Genomic DNA, 22,118 nt, shown 5'->3' on the forward strand with positions numbered 1-22,118 from the left:
GCCCTAAAACGGAAAGGGAAAGCGGATTGGGGGAGTAGGAATAGGCGGTCTCCAGTAGGAGGGCAGAGGAATGCCTGGGAAGAGACGCTCAAAGGCACTTCTCAAGTTGCCCAGACCCGGTAAATCAACGGCAAAGCCCTGTACCAAAGGCCCTTCTAATAGAGCCAGAAAATCTTCTGGGGTGAGAGGAGCGACAACGGCCTCATCGCGCTCAGCATCAATCATCACCTGCTGTCCCTCAGCTACGGTAATCACGTCGTTCTCGGTGAAATCTATGGAGTCGCCTGGGGTATGGCCTGCTGACGCATCGCTCTGGGGAGCCTCGATGGATGTCGAGGGCGATGCATTTTGTTTGTTGTAGGCTGCCCGCAGACTAGAGAGCTTGAGGGTTGCCGTCTCGGCTGTCTCAAAGGAGTTGAACGGGCTGAAATTGAGAATAAATGTCTCGGGGGGAGCGGTCGTATCGGGTGGGGGCTGAAGGGTCGGTGGCTCTGGAGGCGGAGACGATGGATCGGCTGGATTGCCCGGGTCTGGGCTCGGCCCCAGGGGGGGCTCTGCTGGGCTGACAGGGGGTTCTGCTGGGTTGACGAAGGGCACGACCGGGTCGGTAGAAGGCACCACCGGATCGGTTAAAGGATTGATATTGTCTTCTCCCTCCGCTGGGGCAACGGGTTCGAGCTGATTGTGGCGCTCTACGACCACTTCACCTTCAAATACTTGGACGATGGTTTGCCCTGCCTCGTTGACCTGAATGGTATAAATCGTGCCGCGTACACCAGCTAGAGTGGAGGTTGTGCAGCCATTCACCGCTCCATTGACCAGCAGTGTGCCTCGACTCAGCTGGGCACATTGGCCAATCACCAGACTTGAGTTGTGGCTGAGGCGACCTACTGCCCCAGTGTTGAAGCGCAAAGATGTGCGGGCAGCCTGGGTTCTGACCTGCTGACGCTGCTGGGCAACGCTGTTAACCTGGGCCGCTCGGTTTTGGATATAGACTTGGTCGCTGTCAAGGACTTCAGTGATGGTGGCAGAGGTGATCGACTGCCCTAGGGCTGGGTGCCCCAATGCTAGGGCGACGGTGCCACCCAGGATTGCTGTCCCGAGCTGTCGCCTCAGCATTTTTCCTGAAGCGCTGAGGTTTGGGTTTAAAGCCTGAGAAAAGAAGGCCATGGCGAAGCTCCACTAGGTGCCTTGGTAAAATCTATACATAGGTGCCGACTTGATTTCCGCATAAATTGCGAAACTTAACCGGCAGAAACTGGGCTGTTGTGGCCTAAACCGGTGCGCTGATCAACTAGTCAGAGGGCTCGCTAAATCGGTCGGGCTGGTTAGGGTCATGGACATGCCCGAGGGTGGGTAGCATCTCGGTGACTAGTTCGGGAGACTGGGCAATCAGGCTGAGTAGGTCATAGGCTTCTATGGGCTGACCGGTTTGAGCCGTGAGTCGCTGGGCGTAGTAGCGCACCTGGGCCATGATGCGGGGCTCGGCCTGGCGCAGATACATCGCTAAGCAGGCGCGGGCCTGGGCTTCGGGGTCGCGCCCTAGGAAGTAGGCCATGGCCAATAGCAGGTGGTGCTCGTAGTCAGGAAGATTTTGGGTCAGGGGCATCGTTTTGCTGATTTGTTGAGGGTGGGTAGCGACGGCTAAACCTGTGCGCTTTCCGGTAGCATCAGGGCTAGACCGTAGTTCTGATCATAGGATGTGGCTCTATGGCGATCGCGATCGCAGCCCAGCTTGAACACCTAGTTACCTCTCTGGCCGGTGAGTTTGACAACAAAGCGCAATCTCTGGCAGACCCGACCTGGTATCTGCATCTGCGGCTGTGGTATCGGCCTCTGCCCCGGCACCTGTTTGCAGAGGGCTACGGTTTTTTTATCGAGCAGGTCAGCGTGGCCTCTGGGCAACCGCCCTATCGGCAGCGCATTCTCCATGTCACTGCTAAGGATAATCAGCTGTGGGGCCAGTTTTACGCCCTGGCCGATCCTTCGGCCTATGCGGGCAGTGCGATCGCACCCGAGCGTCTGGCCGACCTCACCTCCCAAGCGCTGATTGATCTACCTGCCTGCGGTCTGGCTTTTACCTATGACCCTGGGACGGCGACGTTCTCTGGGCGTCTGCCGGGCGATCGTCTGTGCAGCTTTACCGCCAATGGGGCCACGACCTATGTGCGTCTGCTGCTAGATATTGGCCCTGCGTCGATGGCTGTCGGCAGTCCGGTAGTGCTGCAAATGGGCGATCGCGGTGTTGACCCCGAGACCGGTAAGGCTACCTGGGGGCCACAGATGGGGCCGTTTTGCCTGGTGAAGCAGCAGGCCTATGCCCTACCGGGGTAACACCCGCCCGACTCGGGCTCGATTGCAGCTATCGGTGTTACCCTAGATCGTCGCCTGGCTATGGTTTGAGCTTTTTTGAGCTGGCTGGGGGGCGATCGCTGACCTTCTTTTCACTTTCCATTTTGGTCTGGCATGGAGCGCGATATTCTCATTTTGACGGTGTACTTCATCTGCATCGGCTACGTGGTCTATCAGATGGCGCTGTCGATTGAGGCCGACCTCGAAGACCAAGTCAAGCTGGTGCCCGACCCCGACGCCCTAGAGAGCAGCGCTCGCGATCAGCTGGTGCGCCAGGGCTTTGGAGCGAAATCGGTAGAGGTGTTGGCCGCTGGGTCTCATCCGCTCAAGCCAGCCATGACTCTACGCTTAGCCATGCCTGAGCCCAAAAACTATGGCCCTGAAAAGGATGGCTCACGGGCTGAGGGGCAAATAATGGTGCAGGTGCTGCCCCAGGGGCCGCAACCCCTTAAGCCTCTCTCCGGATTGATCGTACAGGTGGTCAACCAGAGCCGGGCTATTCAGGTCACGATCGATTGGGACCGTAGCTCCATCACCCGTCTGGGCAGCGACATTCGCCGCGTGATTCGCCATACGCCGGGCATGCGCCTTGACCTGGCCCTGCCCCAGGTGACTAGCGTGGTCAACCCCAACCAGTTTCTCAGCACGGCGGTGACCAGCGAAGACTGCTTTGGCCGCAACCCCGAAACCCAAGTGCTTCAGGTGGCATCCCCCCTGGTCGATATTCCGAAGGTGGCGGGGCTAAAAATGGCCAGTTATTCCCTCGATTTGGTGGTGCAGCTGATGCCCTTCTCGGGACGGGGGGCGAGGCCCATTGTGCTGCTGCTGCCCTTTCGCTTCTCGGTACAGCTGTTGCCTGCCCAGGCGGCCATTCCCCTAGTGAACTGGATTTTGAAGCGCTAAGAGCGGGAATAACCGCTTGTTTGGTCAGGTATTGTCGGGTGGGTGATCGGTGGCTACGGCTGGTTCAGCGGTCTCAGCTACTGGGGTATCAGCGCTAGAAGTCGCGGGGGTGGTAGCAATCTCAGGGGCAGGCGCTATGGCAGAGTCGGGGTTGGCTTCAGTGGGTTGAGTTGCTTCTAGTTGAGTTTCGGTAGAGGTCTTGGGGGAATCTTCTGGGGCCTGGGGTGGGGGCACCAGGGGCGACTCGGGGCGCACTCGGCGAATGGGGAGGTTGGCGATCAGTGCTGTCATGCGCTGGTCGCTTTCGAGGGTAAATTCTAGGTGATCTTGGTCGAGTTCGACGTAGCGGGAGACTACCGCGAGAATCTCCTGGCGCATTTGTTCGACCATTTCGGGAGTGAGGTCGGCGCGATCGTGGGCCAGCACAAACTGTAGGCGCTGTTTTACCGCTGCTCGGCTAGAGAGGTGGCGGTGGCGGTTAAACAGCTTATCGAGAAGTTCGCTTAGCATCGGCACGGGCGGCTAGGTAGAGAAAACATTGAACATCCGTAGTGAGGCCAAGGGAGTGGCTAAAACCAAGACTTTTCCCTAGCTGCCCCGAAAGAATCGGCGCAGGCGGCTGAACAGATCGTTGTGAGTGGCGTTGAGGTCGATCAGGGGCACCTCTTCGCCCATCAGGCGGCGGGCGATATTGGTAAAGGCGACTCCGGCTAGGGAAAGTTCCTGGTCGAGCACCAGGGGCTCGCCTCGGTTGGAAGCGACGATCACCCGCTCATCGTCGGGTACTACCCCCAGCAGCGGTACGGCCAGAATGTCGAGCACGTCGCGCACCGACATCATCTGGTCTTCTTGCACCATCTTGGGCTTGATGCGGTTGATCAGCAGCTTGGTGAATTTGACATCGTTGGCTTCGAGCAGGCCAATCACGCGGTCTGCGTCGCGCACCGCCGAAATCTCAGGAGTGGTGACCACGATCGCCTCTTTGGCCGGGGCGATCGCATTCTGAAACCCCAGCTCAATGCCCGCCGGGCAGTCGATCAAAATAAAGTCGTGACTGGGGGCCAGACCCGCCACCAGCTCTTTCATCTGGTCGGGGGTGATGGCTTCTTTGTTGCGGTTTTGGGCGGCGGCCAGCAGACCTAGGGTGGGCTGGCGCTTGTCCTTAACCAGAGCCTTTTCGACCTTGCAGTCGCCCGCCAGCACGTCTAGCGCCGTATAGACAATGCGATTTTCTAGCCCCAGCAGCAAGTCGAGGTTGCGCAGGCCAAAGTCGGCATCGACGACGGCGACCCGCTGGTTGCGCTGGGCTAGGGCCATCCCTAAGTTGGCAGTGCAGGTGCTTTTACCAACGCCCCCCTTGCCCGAGGTCATTACGATAATGCGAGTCATGGACGCAACCAACTTTCCTAGAGAACCAACGGCCTGACGAAAACAACCGTTAATGATACGCCATGGGTGGCCGGGGTAGCGCGGCAAATTTTTCGCCGGGCCTTTAGATGGTCAGAGGCCCAGTCCCTAAGCGGGTTTGCTCAGGCTCAGTAGGGCCACGCTGACGGTGACCAACCCCACCCCGATCGCCTGCACCCAAGATAGCTGCTCTTGCAACACTCCCCAGGCCAAAACAGCGGTGAGGGCCGGGTTGGCCGCCCCTAGCATAGAGGCGGCGGTGGCCCCCACCGCGCGAATGCCGAGGTTGTTGAGCACGTGACCGCTGAGGGTGGCGATCGCCGACAGCAGCCCCCCCACCCACAGCGCTGGCCACAGCAGCCCTGCTAGATCTCCCGGCCACAGCAGCAGGCTAATCGCCGACAGCACCAGCGTCACCGCAAAGCTGATGCCCGTAAACGGTACCGGGTGGAAGGTCTCAAAGGCCTTTTGGGCCGCCACGGTGTAGAAGGCGTAGACCACCCCTGAGGCCAGGCCAAACGCCACCCCTAGCCAGCTCTCGATCGCCGCCCCCGTCATCGGAATGGTCAGGGCGCTACCTAGCAAAATTAGGGCCAAAATCGCCCAGCGGCTAGGGCTGGGGCGCTGGCCAAACCAGTACCAGTCCAGCAGGGCGGTATACACCGGAAAGGTAAAAAACAGCGTCAGCGCTATGCCTGCCGCAATTCGCCCCACCGACACATAGAGCAGCGCCAGGTAAGAAAACATCAGAACGCCGCCCCCCAGCGCCAGATAGAGTTCGCGGCGGTAGTTAGGCGATCGCAGTCGGCGGAGGTCGCTCCACAGCTGGGGATAGACCGGCGGCAGCAGCACCGCCATTAGAGGCACCCCCACCACCATGCGCATAAACATCAGCAAAAACGAATTGGGCAGGGTAGGCTCTACAAAGCCACCGGTCTCCGCTAGCCCGAGCAAGTTGGACGGAATAAATAAAACCCGCGTGATCAGGTTTTGCGCCCCAAAGCAAATCGTCGCCAGCAAAATTAAGCCATAGCCGAGCATGTACCCCCCTGTTGTCCTTGAGGGCTGCCCTCGGTTGTGCGCTCCACCCCAAACAAATTCTACGGTAGTCGATAGCTGGCCACCCGCACCACCAGATCGCCCTGCTGGGGGTTATGGGAAAAGACAAAACTCCCTGCCTTAGTCTCATGGCCTGAGAGAAAATCAATCTGCTGCTCACCGGTTTCCTCATCTACCCCGGCTATGTCAAGCTCGGCGGTGACCTGCACCATGCGGGCAATGCGCCCCCCGGTGTTGGTAATGGCGAAGGGCACGTAGTAGCGCCCATCGGTGACCCGTACAGCCTCAGAGACCGCCACCGAAAAGGCCGGGGGGCGGTTTTGGTTGGTCTGCCACTCAAAACAAATCAGCGCCACCAGCCCCAGCAAAATCACAGAGGCGACGACAAAGGTCACCCATTCGGCGGCAGTGCGCTGGGTGAAACTGCCCGTGGGGTCAGCAGGCGGTTGCCGGTCGGGGGCGTTGGGCAAATTCACGTCAAAATATTGCTCATAAACCACTGCCAAGTCAGCAGTAAAGTTCTACCTGCGAAAAAACGACAGATCCCGAGCTGGACTTGGCCTATCTAAATAAGAATACGTCCTGCGGCCCCACCAATAGAGGCGGGCAGGCCCAAAACTAGCACATCGCGCAGCCACTCCGACCAGGGGTCGCTGGGGTTGAGCTGCTGAAACAGCACTAGTAACACCACTGATGTCAGCAGGGCCAGCAGGTAGGCTGCTAGGGTCTCGGTGACTGGGCTGAGCAGCAGCCCTCGCTGTCGCCGCTCGGCGCGATCGGTAAAGCCCGAGGCAAACACAATGGCGTAGGAGAGGCCGAGAGACGCGGCCATGATCAGCAGCAGCCAGGGCGCCGGTAGTGATGCTGCAATCAGGGGCACCTCTTCGGTGGGGGCAATGCTAAAGGCGATCAGCACCGTGCCAATGAGCGCGGCATCAAAGTCGATCAGGGCATCGCGGATAGTAACCCGCGTCAGGGCTGCTAGCCTTTGAGAGATGGGTGCCGTCACCCGGCGGCTAGCGGTGCGGTCAATGCCAGCCAGTTGGCCCTGGCGACCTTGCAGGGTCGATCGCGCTAGGGCCACCCCGAGGGAAAAGGGCATCGTCTCAAACACTATCTTGCCCAGAGCCTCGGCCAGGGGAGTGGCCAGTGTGATGCGACAGAGCAGCATGAGCGCGATCGCCGCACAGACCACCCCGATCGCCACGGCCTCAATGCTCTCTAGCAGCGCCTCAATGGGGTGCAGCCTCAGGGTCTGGCGAAAGCCCTGCACCTGGGTCAGCAGACTCACGGCCACCAGAGTTGCGGCTAACACCGCCAGCAGCCAGCGCGGCCCTGTGGCCTCGCCAATGGCCCACACTTCTACCGTATACAACAGCGGAATGCCAAACAAAAAGCCCCCCATAGCCCCCTGCAAAATCGCCTGAAATTCGGCCACCCAAATGCTGGGCTCCAGAGGCAAAGGGGCATTGGCAGCAGGTTGTTCCATGGATAGGCAGGTCGCAAACTAGGGCCGGTGGGCACTGCCCATCCTACAATTAACTACAATTGGCTGGGGCTTGTAGCAGTGTTTGGCCTGATATCAGTATCGTTCATGGAACTCAGGGTTGAATGCTTGAAAGAACAGGTGCTGCCCTCAGTCATCGACGAAACCTTAGGAAAATCTCTAGTATTGGGGGGCTTTCACAAAAGGGCCGCTAGCGTGAGGGGAGACAAACCCTTTAGCAAAACCCCCCTTCATTGCAGGACAGCTCTATGACTCAGGCTAAACTCGGCGACAGCGTTGCCATTCACTACACGGGTCGGCTCGAAGATGGCACCGTGTTTGACTCGTCGCGCGATCGCGACCCCCTAGAGTTTGCCATTGGCAATGGCGAAGTCATTCCTGGCTTTGAGGCAGCGGTAGTGGGCATGGCCCCTGGCGACGCCAAAACCGAAGTCATCCCGGCTGAAAATGCCTACGGCCCCCACCAGGCCGACATGGTGATGGTGGTCGAGCGCCACCACATCCCCGATGATATTCCCCTCGATGTGGGCCTGCAACTCCAGCTTCAAGGGCCTCAGGGCCAAATGGTGCCGGTCATGGTGACCGATTTGTCAGAGGCTGAGGTCACCCTAGATGCCAACCATCCCCTGGCGGGAGAGACCTTGATTTTTGACATTGAACTCGTGGCGATTCAGGCCTGACCGACGCGCCCCCCCCTCTACCTAAAGACACAGGCAAATGTGGGTTTCAGCCTATCCCCCTCCACCGGAGGGGGATAGTTTTCGTTTTAGTAACAATTTATGGTGTGACTGTAGATGTTCCCCAGAGCCCCACCAAAAGACCTATGGCCTACGAACTGCCTTCTCTCCCCTACGCCTACGATGCCCTAGAGCCTTACATCTCTAAAAGCACCCTCGAGTTTCATCACGACAAGCACCATGCCGCCTACGTCAGCAAGTACAACGATGCGGTCAAAGGCACCGACCACGACAGTAAGCCCATTGAGGATGTGATCAAAGCGATCGCCGGTGACAGCTCCAAACAGGGCGTCTTCAACAACGCCGCCCAGGCCTGGAACCACACCTTTTACTGGAATTCCCTCAAGCCCGGTGGCGGTGGCCTCCCCAGTGGCGACCTAGCCGCCAAGATTGACGCCGACTTTGGCAGCTTTGACAAATTTGCCGAAGAATTTAAGCATGCGGGGGCTACCCAGTTTGGCAGCGGCTGGGCCTGGCTGGTGCTGGACAATGGCACCCTCAAGGTGACCAAGACCCTCAACGCCGACAATCCCCTTACCGCCGGGCATGTACCCCTGCTGACGATGGATGTGTGGGAGCATGCTTACTACCTCGACTACCAAAATAAACGGCCCGACTATATCGAGACTTTTCTCAAAAATGTTGTGAACTGGGATTTTGCCGCCAGCAACCTCGCCGCTGCCTAGACAGGCCTACCGCAGCCATTCTCCGTGACGCATAGGGTGGGCTAGAGCCTACCCTTTTTTTGCGCTCACCTGTTCCTTCCGCCCAGAAACACCTATGCACTTTATCGATCCAGACTTTTCCCACATAGTGCTGTCGTTCAACTACCGGGGTTTTCGCCTTGAGCTCGACCAGAGCATTGACAATGGGGTGCCCCTCTACGCGGTGTGGGCTAACTACGATACCGGCTGTGCTGTGGCGGTGCCGGGGGTGGTGAGTCGGTCTGAGGCGATCTATAAAGCAAAACGGTGGGTCGATCGGCGGCTCAGCTAACCGCATGGGGGCGGTAGTGGGTACTCATGTTGGCCAGCCAGGTGTATATGTCTGTCGTAGTCTGGGGTCTGCCAAACCAGTAGCCCTGGCCGTAGTCGCAGCCGAGGCGTTTGAGGGTGTTGACCTGGTGAGGGGTTTCGATGCCCTCAGCGATCGCCCTAAAGCCCAACTGCCGACCGAGCGTGATAATGGTGTGCACGATTCTTTCGTGGCTGGGGCTGATTGTCATCTGGCTGACGAAGGATTGATCAATTTTTAGATTGCTAATCGGAAAGCGGTGTAGATAGCTCAAGGATGAGTAGCCTGTGCCAAAGTCATCAATACTCAAGGCTATGCCCCGCTGACGCAGTCCGTTGAGCACCACGATGGTGTCGTCAATGTTGTCGATCAGCATGCTTTCGGTAATTTCAAGCACTAGGCTGCAAGGCGACAGCCCGGTTTTGAGCAGCACCTCGTCTATTCGCTCCAGTAGGCCAACACTGTGGAGCTGCATCGCCGACAGATTGACGCTCACGGTTAACCCCAGCGCTTGGGCATAGGTGCTTTGCCATACTTTCATTTGCTTGCAGGCCAGCTCCAGCAGGCAGTAGCTTAGGGGCACAATCAATCCTGTCTCCTCGGCTACGGCGATAAAATCGCCAGGGCAGATCAAACCCCGCTGGGGATGATGCCATCGCACCAGAGCCTCAAACCCTTTCACTTCGGTTGTTTGTAGGTCAACAATGGGCTGGTAGTGCAGCACAAACTCTTCGGGGTGCTCAAGCAGAGCCCGGCGCAGCTCAGTTTCTAGGGTGAGGCGCGCGATCGCGCGATCGTGCATGGCGCTGTCAAACACCTCATAGCTGTCGCGCCCCCCGGCCTTAGCCCGGTACATGGCCGTATCGGCATCGCGAATCAGCTCTGAGGCCGACTGGTAGCTGGCGTTGCCCATCACCAGCCCCAGACTTACCGTGGCAAACATTTGATGGCTGCTGAGCTGAAAGGGCTGGCGCAGAGCCGCTAAAATTCGCTCGGCCATTGCCTGGGCCATTTCAAAATGGCCAATGCCCTCTAGCAGCACCACAAACTCGTCGCCCCCCAAGCGCACCGCCAGGTCTGCCGGCCGCAGCACGCTCTTGAGCCGACTGGCCACCTCCATCAGCAGCTCATCGCCAATCAGGTGGCCAAGGCTGTCGTTGACCACCTTGAAATGGTCAATATCTAAAAACAGCAGGGCAAAGCAGTAGCCACTGCCCTGGCGCATCTGTTCTAGGGCGCTCTCTAACTGGTCTAGCAGCTGCTTGCGGTTAGGTAGACCCGTCAGACTATCGTGGCAGGCGTCGTGCTCTAGCTGACGGCGCATTCTCACCTGGTCGGTGACGTCGCGGGAGGCGGTTTGTAGCTGCACCACTGCGCCGGTAGCATCGACAATGGGCCGGGTAAAGGTCTCTAGCCAGAGATCATAGCCCTGGCGATGGCGCATGCGGCAGATCACCGGAGCTAGAACTGTACCCTCTGCCGGTAGTTGCAGGTACTGGCGGCACAGGGCAATGTCTTCGGGGTGCACCAGGCTACAGGGATGTAGCCCAATCAGGGTATCTGGGGTGTAGCCCAGTAGCCACTCCACCGAGGGGCTGACGTAGAGATAGGTGCCGTCTAGGGCATGGAGGCAGACTAAATCGCTCATGTTTTCAGCTATCAGGCGAAACAGCGCCGCCTGATGTTGAATTTCGGCATTGGCGCGCTCTACCTCCCCTTTAGACCGCTGCAAATCGCCAAACGATGATTCGAGCCGGGCTGCCATGTGGTTAAAGGCCTGGGCTAGCCCGTCTAGCTCTTGTAGGCCGGTGGGGTCAATTTTCTGGTCGAGGTCGCCGACGGCGATCGCCCGTGAGGCGGTACTCAAAGCGCTCAAGGGCCGAGTTATCCAGCGGCTGGTGTAGAGGCCAGAGGCGATCGCCCCTGCCAGCGCCAGGGCACACAGGGCAGTGGTGTTGCGACGGCTGGCATTGATTTCGGTCATAAAGTCGCTCTCGGGCATGACCACCACGATCAGCCAGTCGAGGCCGTAGTCATCGGTGAGGGTGACCACCTGCATAAACTGGCGATCGCGCCCTAGCTTAAACTCCGCCTGCTGGGACTGAATTTGGCTCCAGTCACCCCCTGACTGGCGGAGCAATAGCTGAGCACTGGCGCGGATGAGGGGATCTTTGCTCGTCACCGAGTACGACTGCTGCGGTCGCCCCGCCACTAGGTCAAAAGGGGCTGTCTGAGTAGAGCTAGCGACCAAGAGACCAGAGCGATCGACAATAAACGCCTGCCCATGCTCACTAATAGGCATCGCCCGCAAAAAATCGCTGATGTGGGTCAGAAAGAAATTGTTGCCCAGCACCCCAATCAGTTTGCCATCCTCTCCGTAAATGGGGCGAGATGCTGGCATCGCTAGCACCGGATAGGCGTGGTACGGAAAAATTTTGCCCCAAACTGGCCCTTTGGCCTGCACCGCCGCCTGATACCAAGGCCGCCCCTGGGTCTCCCAACCGGGGGTAGAGGTCATGATTTGGGTAGGCCGACCCGTGGCCAGATCGACCTCTGAAAACTGAATGTGGTTTTCTAACGACGGCCCGGCCCGCATAATTTGGTGAGCCTGCTGACCCAGGTTGGTGTGACCCACAAATTCGCCATTGGCATTGCCAAACATAATTGAGTCGATATGCTCAAAGGTGTAAGACTGCTGCATAAAGTGGCGAAACAGCGCCTCAGGATTGTTGGGGTCGAGCTGGCCCAGAGTAATGGCGTCGTAATTAAGCTGATTAATCAGGTGGGAGGTGGCTAAAAAGTCTTCCAGCTTGTACTCAATCTGGTGCGAGACCGAGTCGCGCAGCTGGCTGGCTACCTGGTTTACCGCCCGCTCCCCCTGGCGCAGCGACAGCCACCCGGTCAGTCCTACAGCCACCGACACCTGCACCACAAAGGGCACCACGATCAGCACCCGCAGCGGTAGACGGCTCACGTTACCTCGGTGGAGCAAGTTCGAGAAACGATGCCTCATGTAACATGAACTACCAATAGTCCTATTAGTATTCCTGTCTGGGGCAAAAACTAAGCGATTGACATCAGATGTAACGAATCTTAGGCATAGTCGCTACCCCAACTGAGCCGCCACAAATGCATCCAACCGATCCATGCCTTCTAAAATCGTGTCCATATCGGTAGCGTAAGAGAGGCGAATGGTGCCCTCAGCCCCAAAGGCGACGCCCGGAATTGTCGCCACGTACTTTTCATTGAGCAGCTGGGTGCAAAAATCGAGGGAGGGTAAACCCAGGGCGCTGATGTCGATAAATAGGTAAAACGCCCCTTCTGGTTCGCCGCAGCTGAGGCCATCGATGGCCCGGCAGCGCTGAATGATGGCCTGACGCCGCTCGGCAAAGGCGTGACCCATGATCGCAATGCAGTCTTGGGGGCCTTCAAGGGCTGCGATCGCCCCGTACTGAGCAAAGGTACAGACATTGGAGGTGCTGTGGCCCTGAATGGTAGCCACCGCCTTGATCAACTCCGCTGGCCCCGCCAGGTAGCCCACTCGCCAGCCAGTCATCGAGTAGGCCTTGGCAAACCCGTTGCTAATAATTGTGCGCTCAAACGCCTCGGGTGACACTGCCCCAATGCTCAGATGGGTGGCTCCACCGTAGAGAATTTTTTCGTAAATTTCGTCTGACACCACCCAGATGTCAGTCTCTACTACCACTGCTGCCAGGGCTGCAATCTCTGCCGGGGAGTACACCATCCCCGTCGGGTTAGAGGGCGTATTGAGAATAAACAGCTTGGTTTTGGGGGTAATTGCCTGACGCAGCTGCTCAGGGGTAATGCGGTAGTTTTGCTCAGCGGTAGTGGGCACAATCACGGGCGTGCCGCCCGCCAGTTTCACCATCTCCGGGTAGCTCAGCCAGTAGGGGGCCGGAATGATCACCTCATCGCCCGGCTCGATCAGGGCCATCATCAGGCCGTAGAGAGAATGTTTGCCGCCGTTGGTGACGATGACGTTTTCAGGGCCGTAGCAGAGGCCGTTGTCGGTTTGGAGCTTATGGGCGATCGCCTGACGCAGTGCCGGTTCTCCCGCCGCTGGGCCGTAGCGGGTTTTGCCCTGATCAAGGGCTACTTTAGCTGCCGCTTTAATGTGGTCGGGAGTATCGAAATCGGGTTCTCCAGCGCTAAAGCTGCAGACGGGCAACCCCTCAGCCTTCATGGCCTTGGCGCGGGCTGAGATGGCCAGAGTCATTGACGGCGTTACGCAGGTAACACGACTGGCCAGGGCTAACGGGGGCATGGGCACACCTCAACAAACAATGGTTAAGAGCTTTCCAGCCTACAGAGCATCTGGCAACAAGACCCTTAACCCAAACTCAATCACAGAATATCCCCATAAGAGTAGATCGTTTGACAGGTTCTGGCTATGGTAGTCGGTCGGGTTTCCTGACATAGCCTCGGGCAGCCCTTCAGCAGCCTATCTGCCCCAAAGATACAGCCAGGGGTGAGCCCTTAGTCAGACTGATCATTGCTCATGACTATCTGCCCCAGCACTCTGAACCTGGGCTATAGATCAGCAAAAGTTGGAAATCAGCAGATTTACGCATAAAGATTTTCCTGACTGAGGGTGAAAACCTCTGTAACTAGGACTAGAAGCGCTAACAAGGCCAGGTCCTATGCATCCTCCTACTCTCCGTTTTTCTATTAATCGCGTGGTCTATGCCGTTAGCCTAGGCCTAGTGGTAGTAGCCGCAGTTCCCCTGGGCTGGCAGGCTGCCGCCCGAGAGGTTCATTCCTCTGGGCTCATCCAATCTGCCTCGCGGTCTGAAGATGATCGCGGTAGTGGACGCCTCACCCGGGTGCCAATCCTGGCTGATATGGTCAGTTTTCGTGGCAGTGGGCGAATTGACCCCACTCCCCCCGCCCCTGCTAACTCCTGGCAAAGCCCCGTCGCCTATCGCGGCAGTGGCAGAATTACCCAGCCCCGCATCAGTTAACTGGTGAGGGGGCAAAGGTTTCCAGCTTTCGCTGTTCTAGCTACCGACAATTAAGCTGAGCAACGGTTGCCTACCGATAACGAAAAACAAGATTACGTAAAATAAGACCTAAAAACCTTAAACATTTGCTGGCTAAAAGCATTTCTTGTCTTACTTTTGCGCCACACTTAGGGGCAATCAGGCATCTCAGCGTGAGCCATGGGGCTCCAGCAAGTTCAACTGGCTTCTTTGGGCAGCCCTCGGACTCTACTCCGCTGTACCGGTGAGAGTCTATTCTTGTGGAAACCATGGCCTAGGGCCAGTCAGGCAAATTGCTGGTTGATGTAGAAGCTACCGATAACCTCAGGTAGACCTCTTCAAAAGCCATTGAGCCCGGGCTGCGCTAGCTATGTCAGGGTATTTTGGCGGTATTGCCCCTCAGCGGCCTCGGCTGCACCTCTGTCTGTTATTTTGGGTATTGCACGCTCAATGGCTAATCCGATCTTCTCCATGTCCCCGTCTATCGCAGCAGTTGAGGACGAGGCGCTCATCCGTTGCCTGAGCCCGAGTGCCATTGATCAGATTTTGTTGTACCTCGCCTTTAGCGCCATGCGCACTGGGGGGCATCGCCACGGGGCTTTTTTAGATGCAGCGGCGACGGCGGCCAAGTGTGCCATCTACATGACTTATCTAGAGCAGGGCGAAAACCTGCGCATGACGGGTCACCTGCACCACATTGAGCCCAAGCGGGTCAAAGCCATCGTCGAAGAAATGCGCCAGGCCCTGACCGAGGGCAAGCTGCTCAAAATGCTGGGCTCTCAGGAGCCGCGCTACCTGATTCAATTTCCCTATATGTGGCTGCGGCGCTACCCCTGGGAGCCTGGGAAATCGCGGGTGGCGGGCACCTCTCTCACCGGAGCTGAGAGGGCAATGCTGGAAGGCAAGCTGCCTTCCCCCTGTCCCGACGCGCGCATTATCAACTCCTTTCAGTTTCTAGAGCTGATCGAAATTCTCCACGAAAAGGCCCAGGAAGACCTGCCGGCTGACCACCACATTCCTCTCAGCGAGGCTCTGGCCGAGCACATTCGCCGCCGCCTGATTTACTCTGGCACTGTGACCCGCATTGATGCCTCCTGGGGAGCGTCATACTATGGGCTAGTGCGCACTTCCTACGCGCCGGTCGACGACCAAGAGCGTATGTATGCCATGGTCGAAGACACTGCCCAGTACTTTCGCATGATGCGCGAATGGGCCAATCATATTCCTGGCACCATGCGGGTGTTAGAAGAGTTAGATATTCCCTCTGAGACGCGGGAGGCCGCTCTGCAGGAGCTAGATGAGGTGATTAGGGCCTGGGCAGATAAGTACCACCAGCCCGGTGGCGACCCTACCCTGCTCCAGATGGTCATTGGTTACCACAGCAAGTAGGTCCCTCGAGCCGGTAACCTGCTGAGGTAGGCCTCATTGCCTGTGACTGGCCCCATGTGCCAGCTAATGTACTAGGTGTTTGCCTAGCGACGGCGAGCCGTGCGCCCAAAGCTGGGCAGCTCAACGGCAGCGATAGATTTAATTTTCTTTTGCGATCGCAGGGGGTAGACTAGCGGCGACGGCGATACCTGTGCACTGGCTGTGAGGTAAGCGGGCACTGGCGCAGGGGCAGCCATGGCTGGGGCCGCAGTGGGAGCGGCGGCGGGCATAGCTGGGGCGGCTACGCTGGCTGGGGCTGGGGCTGGGGCGGCTACCACGGGGGGCGCGATCGGTTCACCCCAGGGAGATGGCTCAGTGAAGACAGAGGGAGTAGGGTCAGCTGTGACCGCTGCTGCTTCCTCAAGCCAGGGGTCGGCGGCGGCTGGAGCAGCCTCTGGAGGGGCAACCGCCCTAGGTAAAGCCTCTGGCAGAGGAGCTATGGGTACAGGCTGAGGCGATGCTGGGGCGATCGCTGGCTCGACCACTGCCATCGGCGCCTGGATTGGCTCAATAGCGGGTGCGGGTGGGGATGCGGGAGCGACACCGCTAGCCGCTCTTTGCAGACCGCGCAGTAGCTGGGTCAAGTCGGGGGACTCAGCTGGGGTCTCTCCCCCTGCTGACCAGGGCTGAATCTGCTGCGATCGCGGTAGCCCAAGCGGCTGACCAGCGTCATCGAACGCCAGCATCTGCTGTAGGCCGAGGGGAAGCTGCCCTTGGGCGATCGCCGAGCTAGGTTCCACTGCCGCTGGGGCAGCAGACATATTGAGACACTTTTCTAGGGCTGCCTTAAACTGAAGCGTATAGCGCTGCTGACGATGCAAGCGAGCCTTGAGGTCGCGGCACGTCTCTTCAGCCTGGTGCAGGGCGGTGCTCTTTTCGCTAAAGCGCTGCTGTAGTAGGGTACATTCTCGCTCTAGCTGAGCCACCCGCTGCTGGTTGACGTTGAGCTCGGCTTGCAGGGTTTCATTGTGGATCGTGGTACGCCGCAGGCCATCGTTGGCGATCTCAAGCTCGTTCAAGAGCTGGGCAATTTGCTGCTGTACTGGGCCTGGTACAGCAGTGAGGGGAAGGCTACCAGGGGCGGATTGATGGCGTTCAATCTCTGACTGGAGAGCCACCTGCGATCGCTCCAAAGCCTCCTCCAGTTCGGTCACCCGCAGCAACAGCGCATCATTGCACTGGTTCAAATCTTGAATCAGCTGAATAACGTTTTCGGGCTCGAGACTTGGGGATGCCACCTCATCAGCGGGGCTGGCCTGATCAGTTTCTGTTAGCATAATGCCCGGAATAGAAGGCTCAGGGGCTTCGGCGGTCGAGCTGTCTGTCAGCGACAGCTGACCTGGGAAGGTGACTGTATTCCACTCGCCAACACCATTCCCCTTATTGCTGCTGGGGGTCGGAGTCTCACCAGGAACATCTGCCGGGTTGGTTAACCGGTCGTCCCCATGGGGCTGGGGGGATGCGCTCGAAGCCGTAGTGTCAGTCATAGGGGTGCCTGATCCTGGTCGCGTAGTCTCACACTCAACACACAGCCACTAATAGGGCTATTGACGCATAAGAATAACTAATTTTCCCAATTTATTCACCCTTTCCTGGGTCCATCGCGAAAAATTCAACCTTAGCTAAGTCCAGAGCCTGAAGTGGGCTCGATGCATCTGATTATTTTTCTTCTCAAGGGCACCTCGAAAAAGACAGCCTGGTTGATATCAGCAACGAGATTTCAGTAATTGTGAACTCTCAGAATTCGCCGTAGGCTCCTTGATCGCAGTGCCCTTCAGCGTTTGGTTTCACCTTAAGCTTGGCTTTACCGATTTTACATGAAGGCTTAGTGAATGACTGCGGTCACCGCCCTAAGCTGAGGGGTGGCTAGTTAGAGATTTATGAAGTACGTCCAGAGGGCTATATCTGCGGTCTAGAGCTGTCTGGCCTGCTACCCGCTAACGGGCGCGCTCTCGATATGCACCCCGGGGGTACAACTTCTGTTGATAATACCAATGACATCCCCAACCCTTGTTCTAGCAACCCCCAGCTACCGTGCTGACTTTGAGCGCTGTAAGTTGCTGGTAGACAGTGTTCATGCCTTGAGCAAAACACCGATTCGCCATTACATCATCGTTGACCGGCGCGATTATGGGTTATTCAAACCCTTGGCCACCAGCACCACTGAGATTCTAATTGCTGAGACGCTGCTATCATCCTGGATCTACCGCGTTCCTTGGCTCCGGTGGGCCTGGTTTAGCCTTAAGTCGCCCCCCATCCGGAACTGGATGATTCAGCAGATGATCAAAATCTCCTTTGCCAGAAATGCGCCTGCCCCCGTCACGATTTTCGTCGATTCTGACGTGGTGTTTGTTCGCCCCTTTAGCCTCGATCACTTTATTCGTCGGGGGCAAACTCGTCTACTGCGAGTGGCAGATTTCTATGATCCTACCTTTGAGCCGTTGTACACCTCAACCTACCGTCTGCTTGGGATTGAGGGCTATCCCCCCGCAACCCCCCGCCCCAACTACATCGGCAACCTCATTAGCTGGCGAAAGAGCAACGTTATGGCTCTCTGCGATCGCATCGAACAGGTGTCGGGTCGCCCCTGGTTAGAAACCCTGGCCTGGGCCAAAAGTATGTCAGAGTATATGCTCTACGGGGTTTTTGTCGATCGCATTATGGGCGTGGCTGCTGCTCACTTCCCTGACTGGAAGAATCTCTGCCACGGTTACTGGACTCCCCGGCCTATGGATCAGGCCCAGATGGCTGAGTTTTTTGCCGCAACGCCAGAAGAGTCGATTGCGGTCATGATCTCGGCCAAGGCCAACATGCGTCCCGAGCACTATAGCCGCTACTTACCTCAATTCAACCTCGTTCAGTCAGCAGATTGACTACCATAGGTTTAGACATCACTGCCTCCCGGTCAGCCTGCCCAAACCTAGCGCGGCATCGAGGCACCTTGCCTAGCCCAGGAGCGGTAGTTTGCCGAGGGGCAAAACTCTCCTTCTGGGCTTGAGTTCGATTTATTTTGAGGTTGAAAGCTGTTCAGCAATGACTAGATCACGGTTTCGCACATTGCTGTTAGTAGCCGCCGCCGGTGCAGTTTTAGCGGCTAGTGTGACTTGCAGTCAATCTACAGAGCTTGACGGTGCTTCAGATGCGCCTGCGACCACTGCCGCCAATGAGCCACGGCGCGATGCAAATACGCTGCGGCTGCTCTATAGCCGATCGGCGGTGACCCTCAACCCCCACTTGGCTACCGGATATCAAGACTTTGAGGCGGCCCGCATTGTTTACGAGCCCCTGGCTAGCTACAACCAGGCAGGAGAGTTGGTACCTTTTCTGGCTGACGAAATTCCCTCCTTAGAGAATGGCGGTGTGGCCGCCGATGGCACCTCGGTCACCTGGACGCTGCGCCCCGACATCACCTGGGCCGATGGCGAACCTTTCACCGCTGACGATGTGGTGTTTACCTTTGAGTTTATTCGCAACCCGCTGGTGGCGGCGGCCACCGCTCAGTACTACGAAGGGGTGGAGAGGGTCGAGGCGATCGATGACTACACCGTTGAGATCACCTTTACTGCGCCAACTCCAGCCTGGTCAGTGCCCTTTACCGGCCAAACTGGGCTAATTTTGCCCCGACACATCTTTGAAGAATTTAACGGCCCTAATGCCCGCGAGGCGTTGGCTAACCTCCAGCCTGTGGGCACTGGGCCTTACCAAGCAGTGGGGTTTGAAGCCGGTACTGTAATTTATGAGGCCAACCCCAGCTATTGGGACGGCCGACCGGCCTTTAACCGGGTGGAGCTGGTGGGGGGGCTGTCGCCCTATGCGGCGGCGCGAGATGTTTTGCAGACGGGCAGTGCCGACTTTGCTTACAACCTTCAGGTAGAGGCCAAGGCCTTAGATGATTTAGAAACAGACGCGATCGGTCATGTATCAACCCTGTTTGGCTCCCAGGTGGAGCGGATCATGCTGAACTTCTCCCATCCCTTTGCCCGCACTGAGGACGGGGAGCGCTCTAGCCAGCAGATTCCTCACCCTTACTTCAGTGATGTGCGGGTGCGGCGGGCGATCAACCTGGCGGTCGATCGCGACACCATTGCCAAGACCCTCTACGGTGAAGCAGGCAAGCCCACGGCTCAACTGCTGGTGGCCCCCGACGACTACCAATCTGCCGCCATCGACTACACCTATGACTTGGATCAGGCCAAGGCGCTGCTAGACGAGGCGGGCTGGGTCGATACCAACGGCGATGGCATTCGTGAAAAGGCTGGGGTGCCTCTGGAAGTGCTGTTTCAGTCGGCGGTGAACCCGGTGCGGCAGCAGACCCAGGCGATCGTCAGCGACAGCCTGAAGGAGCTGGGGGTCGATGTGCAGATTTCACGGGTGCGGATAGATGAGTTTTTCTCTGCTGACCCCGCCGATACCAACAGCCTCAACCATTTCTTTGCCGACATGCAGGTGTACTCTATCGGCAATGAAAGCCCCGACCCCAGTACCTACATGGGCTGGTGGACTTGTGGCAAAATTGCCTCTCAGGCCAATCAGTGGCAAGAGCCCAACAATGCCCGCTACTGCAACCCCGACTACGATCGCCTCTGGGAAGAGGCCAAGCAAGAACTCGACCCCGATCGCCGGGCTGAGCTCTTCCAGCAGATGAACCAACTGCTCGCAGACGACGTGGCGGTGATCCCTATCGTGCACCGGGCGATGACCAATGCGGTTAGCGATCGCCTCACCGATGTTGAATTTACCCCTTGGGATGCTAGTACCTGGGCGATCGGTCAGTGGCGACCGGCTCCGACAGAGAGCGGTTCCTGACGGTGCGCTAGAAGGCAGAATAGACGCTGAGCGGTTGCCTGTTGGTGACCATGCTGGCTTCTATACCGTCAGCTTTGCCTGCCTGTGGCCTGCTTCTGTCGTTACCTTCTACCCAAAGCGCATCTCTAGTACTGTGCTCCTGCCAGTACCGTGCTCCTAAGAGCCTAACCGCAGCGCCTAGACAGGGCTGACTTTTCCAGTGATTTTGTGGTTTTCTGGCACAGCCAAGGCAGAATGGTTATCTGTAGCAACCGACCCCATTCCTATGACCTCTGAACCTGCTGTCACCAGTCCGGTGGTGTCTCCCCTGGCTGCGATCGCCCTGAAGGTGGCGGGCGCGATTGCCATTCTGTCAGCCCTGCTAGATTTTTTAATTCTGCTAATTCCGCCCAACTTGGCCAATGCCCAGTGGCAGTTAGCTACCACCACCCAATTAGTCGATCGAGGCATCGTACCGCTGGTGGGTATGGCACTGCTGCTCACTGGCTTCTGGGTCGACGGCGGCACCTCAAATCTGAGCCAACCCAAAAAGCTGATCGGTAACCTCCGAATTTGGATCTGTGCCCTGGCCAGCCTCCTTGGGTTAGCCTACCTGCTGCTAATTTTGCTGCATTTAAGCGCAGTGCGGCTCTCTAGCCAGCAGGCCCTAGACCAGGTTAACAACGAAGCTGGCGAGGCCGCAGCCCAGCTCCAGCAGCGGCTGTCGACAGAGCTCAGCCAGCAGCAAAACCAGTTGGGTGCTCTGTTGCAAAACGAAGATTTGCTCTCCCAGGCGATTCAAAGTGGTCAGCTTCCCCCCGACATTGGCCAATTTCGCGACAACCCCGAAGGCCTGACTCAGTTCCTTCAGCAACAGGCAGACCAAGCCAAGCAGCAAATCGAAACCGAAATCAGCACTCGTCGTAGTGAAGCTGAGCGCCGGGTTAAAACCGAGGCCCGACGATCGGGGCTGCGTGTCACTTTAATTAGTCTCTTGCTGGCGGCGGGATACTCTACTATCGGCTGGGTTGGCCTACGTCGCCTGCTGTCTTCCAGGGGGAATGGCCAGTAACCTTTTCATCCTAGGGCCTGCATTATGGCCTGCTGGGCTGTGGCTTGATAGATGGCCCGCAGGTGCCCCATCACGGCAGGAGCATCTTCGGGCGGCAGAGGTATTTTGCCCAGTACGTCAAGCACCGTTGACTCAGATGGTGTAATCACCACCAGATCTGGGTCGAGGGGAGCGGCGTAGATCCAAAACAGGTTTAGGTCTACGCCCTTGGCCGGCTCAGGGCGAGTCTCTGGGGCCGCTGACTGCCCTGGGGCGATCGCCCCAGCAGGGCCACTGTTTTGACGCCGCTGCCGTAGAGCTTCTAAAATACTGTCTCGACTCCGCCCTCTGAGCTGAAACAGCACAAACGGGTCTTCTCGAAAAAAGTCGCCTAGCTGGTAATACACCGCCGCAATGTGCTTGCAAGGGTTTTTGGGGTCAGGGCAACTGCATTTTGAATGCACCTCCGACAGGTTGAACGGGTAGAGGCTAAGCCCGTTGGCGGTGAACACTGTCTCAATCTCCGCAGGCATTTCCCCAGCCAGGAGCTGGGCAGAATAGATGGCTTGCTCCGACATCGAATCAATCACATAGTTCCAATCTTCATCGGTGAAGGCGTCTAGCCAGATCGAGAGTTTATAGGGTTCTTCTGCGGTGCCCTGCACCAGCGCCGTTACCCTGGCCCCCTTGTACTCAAGACTGAGAATATGACCTTCTCGGGCGTAAATGCGGCCTCGCTCTAGGCGCTTTTTAAAGCGGTACGTGTTGAGCAGCTCGACCCATCGTTGTACCCACCAGGCCTCGTCGTCCAAGGTGTAAGCAGAGCTAGAGGTGGATTGGTAAGCAGTCATAGCAGCACAACCCGTAGAGATGTC

The 22,118-nt window shown here is 57.7% G+C and carries 21 protein-coding genes; 10 read left to right on the top strand and 11 right to left on the bottom strand.

All coding sequences use genetic code 11. The features are described from left to right. Window positions 1–3: 3 nt before the first annotated feature. Both AC0QKW_RS19975 and AC0QKW_RS19980 read right to left on the bottom strand, forming a co-directional pair. Complete coding sequence (locus AC0QKW_RS19975; RefSeq protein WP_473152842.1) at window positions 4–1,170, bottom strand: FecR family protein; 1,167 nt, start codon at window positions 1,168–1,170, stop codon at window positions 4–6. A 124-nt stretch (window positions 1,171–1,294) separates the two neighbouring features. Continuing rightward, window positions 1,295–1,609, bottom strand: a complete 315-nt coding sequence (locus AC0QKW_RS19980) for a hypothetical protein (protein ID WP_473152843.1) — start codon at window positions 1,607–1,609, stop codon at window positions 1,295–1,297. Window positions 1,610–1,710: 101 nt separating this feature from the next. Between AC0QKW_RS19980 and AC0QKW_RS19985 the strand changes: the two genes are divergently transcribed. Further along, on the top strand, window positions 1,711–2,334 hold the full coding sequence (locus tag AC0QKW_RS19985) for a chromophore lyase CpcT/CpeT (protein ID WP_473152844.1): 624 nt from the start codon (window positions 1,711–1,713) through the stop codon (window positions 2,332–2,334). Between the two features lie 132 nt (window positions 2,335–2,466). Continuing rightward, window positions 2,467–3,255: a hypothetical protein gene (locus AC0QKW_RS19990; protein WP_473152845.1), complete on the top strand. Its 789-nt coding sequence runs from the start codon at window positions 2,467–2,469 to the stop codon at window positions 3,253–3,255. A 24-nt stretch (window positions 3,256–3,279) separates the two neighbouring features. Here the strand turns inward: AC0QKW_RS19990 and minE are convergent, their stop codons facing one another. From minE to AC0QKW_RS20015, 5 genes are all read right to left on the bottom strand, one after another. Then, window positions 3,280–3,765, bottom strand: a complete 486-nt coding sequence (minE, locus tag AC0QKW_RS19995; protein ID WP_473152846.1) for a cell division topological specificity factor MinE — start codon at window positions 3,763–3,765, stop codon at window positions 3,280–3,282. A 78-nt stretch (window positions 3,766–3,843) separates the two neighbouring features. Next, complete coding sequence (gene minD, locus AC0QKW_RS20000; protein WP_473152847.1) at window positions 3,844–4,644, bottom strand: septum site-determining protein MinD; 801 nt, start codon at window positions 4,642–4,644, stop codon at window positions 3,844–3,846. 126 nt (window positions 4,645–4,770) lie between these two features. Further along, window positions 4,771–5,703 carry a DMT family transporter gene (locus AC0QKW_RS20005; protein ID WP_473152848.1) on the bottom strand — a complete coding sequence of 311 codons (933 nt, stop codon included), beginning with the start codon at window positions 5,701–5,703 and terminating at the stop codon, window positions 4,771–4,773. Window positions 5,704–5,762: 59 nt separating this feature from the next. Next, window positions 5,763–6,221 carry a TIGR02588 family protein gene (locus AC0QKW_RS20010; protein ID WP_473152849.1) on the bottom strand — a complete coding sequence of 153 codons (459 nt, stop codon included), beginning with the start codon at window positions 6,219–6,221 and terminating at the stop codon, window positions 5,763–5,765. Window positions 6,222–6,286: 65 nt separating this feature from the next. Continuing rightward, window positions 6,287–7,210 (bottom strand): TIGR02587 family membrane protein, encoded by a 924-nt coding sequence (locus tag AC0QKW_RS20015; RefSeq protein WP_473152850.1) that lies wholly within the window; start codon window positions 7,208–7,210, stop codon window positions 6,287–6,289. A 266-nt stretch (window positions 7,211–7,476) separates the two neighbouring features. Here AC0QKW_RS20015 and AC0QKW_RS20020 point away from each other — a divergent pair, with 266 nt between their 5' ends. The 3 genes from AC0QKW_RS20020 (at window position 7,477) to AC0QKW_RS20030 (ending at window position 8,961) form a co-directional block, all read left to right on the top strand. Next, window positions 7,477–7,908 (top strand): FKBP-type peptidyl-prolyl cis-trans isomerase, encoded by a 432-nt coding sequence (locus AC0QKW_RS20020; RefSeq protein WP_473152851.1) that lies wholly within the window; start codon window positions 7,477–7,479, stop codon window positions 7,906–7,908. A 143-nt stretch (window positions 7,909–8,051) separates the two neighbouring features. Further along, window positions 8,052–8,651: a superoxide dismutase gene (locus AC0QKW_RS20025; protein WP_473152852.1), complete on the top strand. Its 600-nt coding sequence runs from the start codon at window positions 8,052–8,054 to the stop codon at window positions 8,649–8,651. Between the two features lie 94 nt (window positions 8,652–8,745). Then, window positions 8,746–8,961: a hypothetical protein gene (locus AC0QKW_RS20030; protein WP_473152853.1), complete on the top strand. Its 216-nt coding sequence runs from the start codon at window positions 8,746–8,748 to the stop codon at window positions 8,959–8,961. Here the strand turns inward: AC0QKW_RS20030 and AC0QKW_RS20035 are convergent. Then, window positions 8,954–11,953, bottom strand: coding sequence for a bifunctional diguanylate cyclase/phosphodiesterase (locus AC0QKW_RS20035; protein WP_473152854.1), 3,000 nt, complete (start codon window positions 11,951–11,953; stop codon window positions 8,954–8,956). The genes AC0QKW_RS20030 and AC0QKW_RS20035 overlap by 8 nt on opposite strands. 132 nt (window positions 11,954–12,085) lie before the next feature. Continuing rightward, window positions 12,086–13,264: a pyridoxal phosphate-dependent aminotransferase gene (locus AC0QKW_RS20040; protein ID WP_473152855.1), complete on the bottom strand. Its 1,179-nt coding sequence runs from the start codon at window positions 13,262–13,264 to the stop codon at window positions 12,086–12,088. 376 nt (window positions 13,265–13,640) lie between these two features. Between AC0QKW_RS20040 and AC0QKW_RS20045 the strand changes: the two genes are divergently transcribed. Then, window positions 13,641–13,961, top strand: coding sequence for a hypothetical protein (locus AC0QKW_RS20045; protein ID WP_473152856.1), 321 nt, complete (start codon window positions 13,641–13,643; stop codon window positions 13,959–13,961). Between the two features lie 489 nt (window positions 13,962–14,450). Beyond that, the gene (hetR, locus tag AC0QKW_RS20050) at window positions 14,451–15,368 is read left to right on the top strand and encodes a heterocyst differentiation master regulator HetR (RefSeq protein ID WP_473152857.1); all 918 of its coding nucleotides are present in this window, start codon (window positions 14,451–14,453) and stop codon (window positions 15,366–15,368) included. Between the two features lie 83 nt (window positions 15,369–15,451). Here hetR and AC0QKW_RS20055 read toward each other — a convergent pair whose 3' ends face one another. Next, window positions 15,452–16,894: a hypothetical protein gene (locus AC0QKW_RS20055; protein ID WP_473152858.1), complete on the bottom strand. Its 1,443-nt coding sequence runs from the start codon at window positions 16,892–16,894 to the stop codon at window positions 15,452–15,454. 507 nt (window positions 16,895–17,401) lie between these two features. Between AC0QKW_RS20055 and AC0QKW_RS20060 the strand changes: the two genes are divergently transcribed. The 3 genes from AC0QKW_RS20060 to hpsJ-B all read left to right on the top strand — a co-directional run bounded on the left by AC0QKW_RS20060 (window position 17,402) and on the right by hpsJ-B (window position 21,264). Next, entirely contained in the window at window positions 17,402–18,280 is an 879-nt protein-coding gene (locus tag AC0QKW_RS20060; protein ID WP_473152859.1) for a DUF6492 family protein, read from the top strand. Between the two features lie 160 nt (window positions 18,281–18,440). Continuing rightward, on the top strand, window positions 18,441–20,213 hold the full coding sequence (locus tag AC0QKW_RS20065) for a peptide ABC transporter substrate-binding protein (protein ID WP_473152860.1): 1,773 nt from the start codon (window positions 18,441–18,443) through the stop codon (window positions 20,211–20,213). A 265-nt stretch (window positions 20,214–20,478) separates the two neighbouring features. After that, complete coding sequence (gene hpsJ-B, locus AC0QKW_RS20070) at window positions 20,479–21,264, top strand: hormogonium polysaccharide biosynthesis protein HpsJ (protein ID WP_473152861.1); 786 nt, start codon at window positions 20,479–20,481, stop codon at window positions 21,262–21,264. Between the two features lie 5 nt (window positions 21,265–21,269). On the opposite strand, the gene AC0QKW_RS20075 is transcribed toward hpsJ-B, so the two are convergent. Next, window positions 21,270–22,094 carry an SWIM zinc finger family protein gene (locus AC0QKW_RS20075; RefSeq protein WP_473152862.1) on the bottom strand — a complete coding sequence of 275 codons (825 nt, stop codon included), beginning with the start codon at window positions 22,092–22,094 and terminating at the stop codon, window positions 21,270–21,272. Between the last annotated feature and the right edge of the window lie 24 nt (window positions 22,095–22,118).

The organism is Pseudanabaena sp. PCC 9330 (assembly GCF_055795045.1).

Coding starts and splice junctions, on each gene's coding strand:
- minE (WP_473152846.1), bottom strand. CDS start 3,765: ATGCTAAGCGAACTTCTCGATAAGCTGTTTAACCGCCACCGCCACCTC.
- AC0QKW_RS20015 (WP_473152850.1), bottom strand. CDS start 7,210: ATGGAACAACCTGCTGCCAATGCCCCTTTGCCTCTGGAGCCCAGCATT.
- AC0QKW_RS20075 (WP_473152862.1), bottom strand. CDS start 22,094: ATGACTGCTTACCAATCCACCTCTAGCTCTGCTTACACCTTGGACGAC.
- hetR (WP_473152857.1), top strand. CDS start 14,451: ATGTCCCCGTCTATCGCAGCAGTTGAGGACGAGGCGCTCATCCGTTGC.
- minD (WP_473152847.1), bottom strand. CDS start 4,644: ATGACTCGCATTATCGTAATGACCTCGGGCAAGGGGGGCGTTGGTAAA.
- AC0QKW_RS20030 (WP_473152853.1), top strand. CDS start 8,746: ATGCACTTTATCGATCCAGACTTTTCCCACATAGTGCTGTCGTTCAAC.
- AC0QKW_RS20005 (WP_473152848.1), bottom strand. CDS start 5,703: ATGCTCGGCTATGGCTTAATTTTGCTGGCGACGATTTGCTTTGGGGCG.
- AC0QKW_RS19975 (WP_473152842.1), bottom strand. CDS start 1,170: ATGGCCTTCTTTTCTCAGGCTTTAAACCCAAACCTCAGCGCTTCAGGA.
- AC0QKW_RS19980 (WP_473152843.1), bottom strand. CDS start 1,609: ATGCCCCTGACCCAAAATCTTCCTGACTACGAGCACCACCTGCTATTG.
- AC0QKW_RS20065 (WP_473152860.1), top strand. CDS start 18,441: ATGACTAGATCACGGTTTCGCACATTGCTGTTAGTAGCCGCCGCCGGT.
- AC0QKW_RS20055 (WP_473152858.1), bottom strand. CDS start 16,894: ATGACTGACACTACGGCTTCGAGCGCATCCCCCCAGCCCCATGGGGAC.
- AC0QKW_RS20045 (WP_473152856.1), top strand. CDS start 13,641: ATGCATCCTCCTACTCTCCGTTTTTCTATTAATCGCGTGGTCTATGCC.
- AC0QKW_RS20060 (WP_473152859.1), top strand. CDS start 17,402: ATGACATCCCCAACCCTTGTTCTAGCAACCCCCAGCTACCGTGCTGAC.
- hpsJ-B (WP_473152861.1), top strand. CDS start 20,479: ATGACCTCTGAACCTGCTGTCACCAGTCCGGTGGTGTCTCCCCTGGCT.
- AC0QKW_RS20020 (WP_473152851.1), top strand. CDS start 7,477: ATGACTCAGGCTAAACTCGGCGACAGCGTTGCCATTCACTACACGGGT.
- AC0QKW_RS19985 (WP_473152844.1), top strand. CDS start 1,711: ATGGCGATCGCGATCGCAGCCCAGCTTGAACACCTAGTTACCTCTCTG.
- AC0QKW_RS20040 (WP_473152855.1), bottom strand. CDS start 13,264: ATGCCCCCGTTAGCCCTGGCCAGTCGTGTTACCTGCGTAACGCCGTCA.
- AC0QKW_RS20025 (WP_473152852.1), top strand. CDS start 8,052: ATGGCCTACGAACTGCCTTCTCTCCCCTACGCCTACGATGCCCTAGAG.
- AC0QKW_RS19990 (WP_473152845.1), top strand. CDS start 2,467: ATGGAGCGCGATATTCTCATTTTGACGGTGTACTTCATCTGCATCGGC.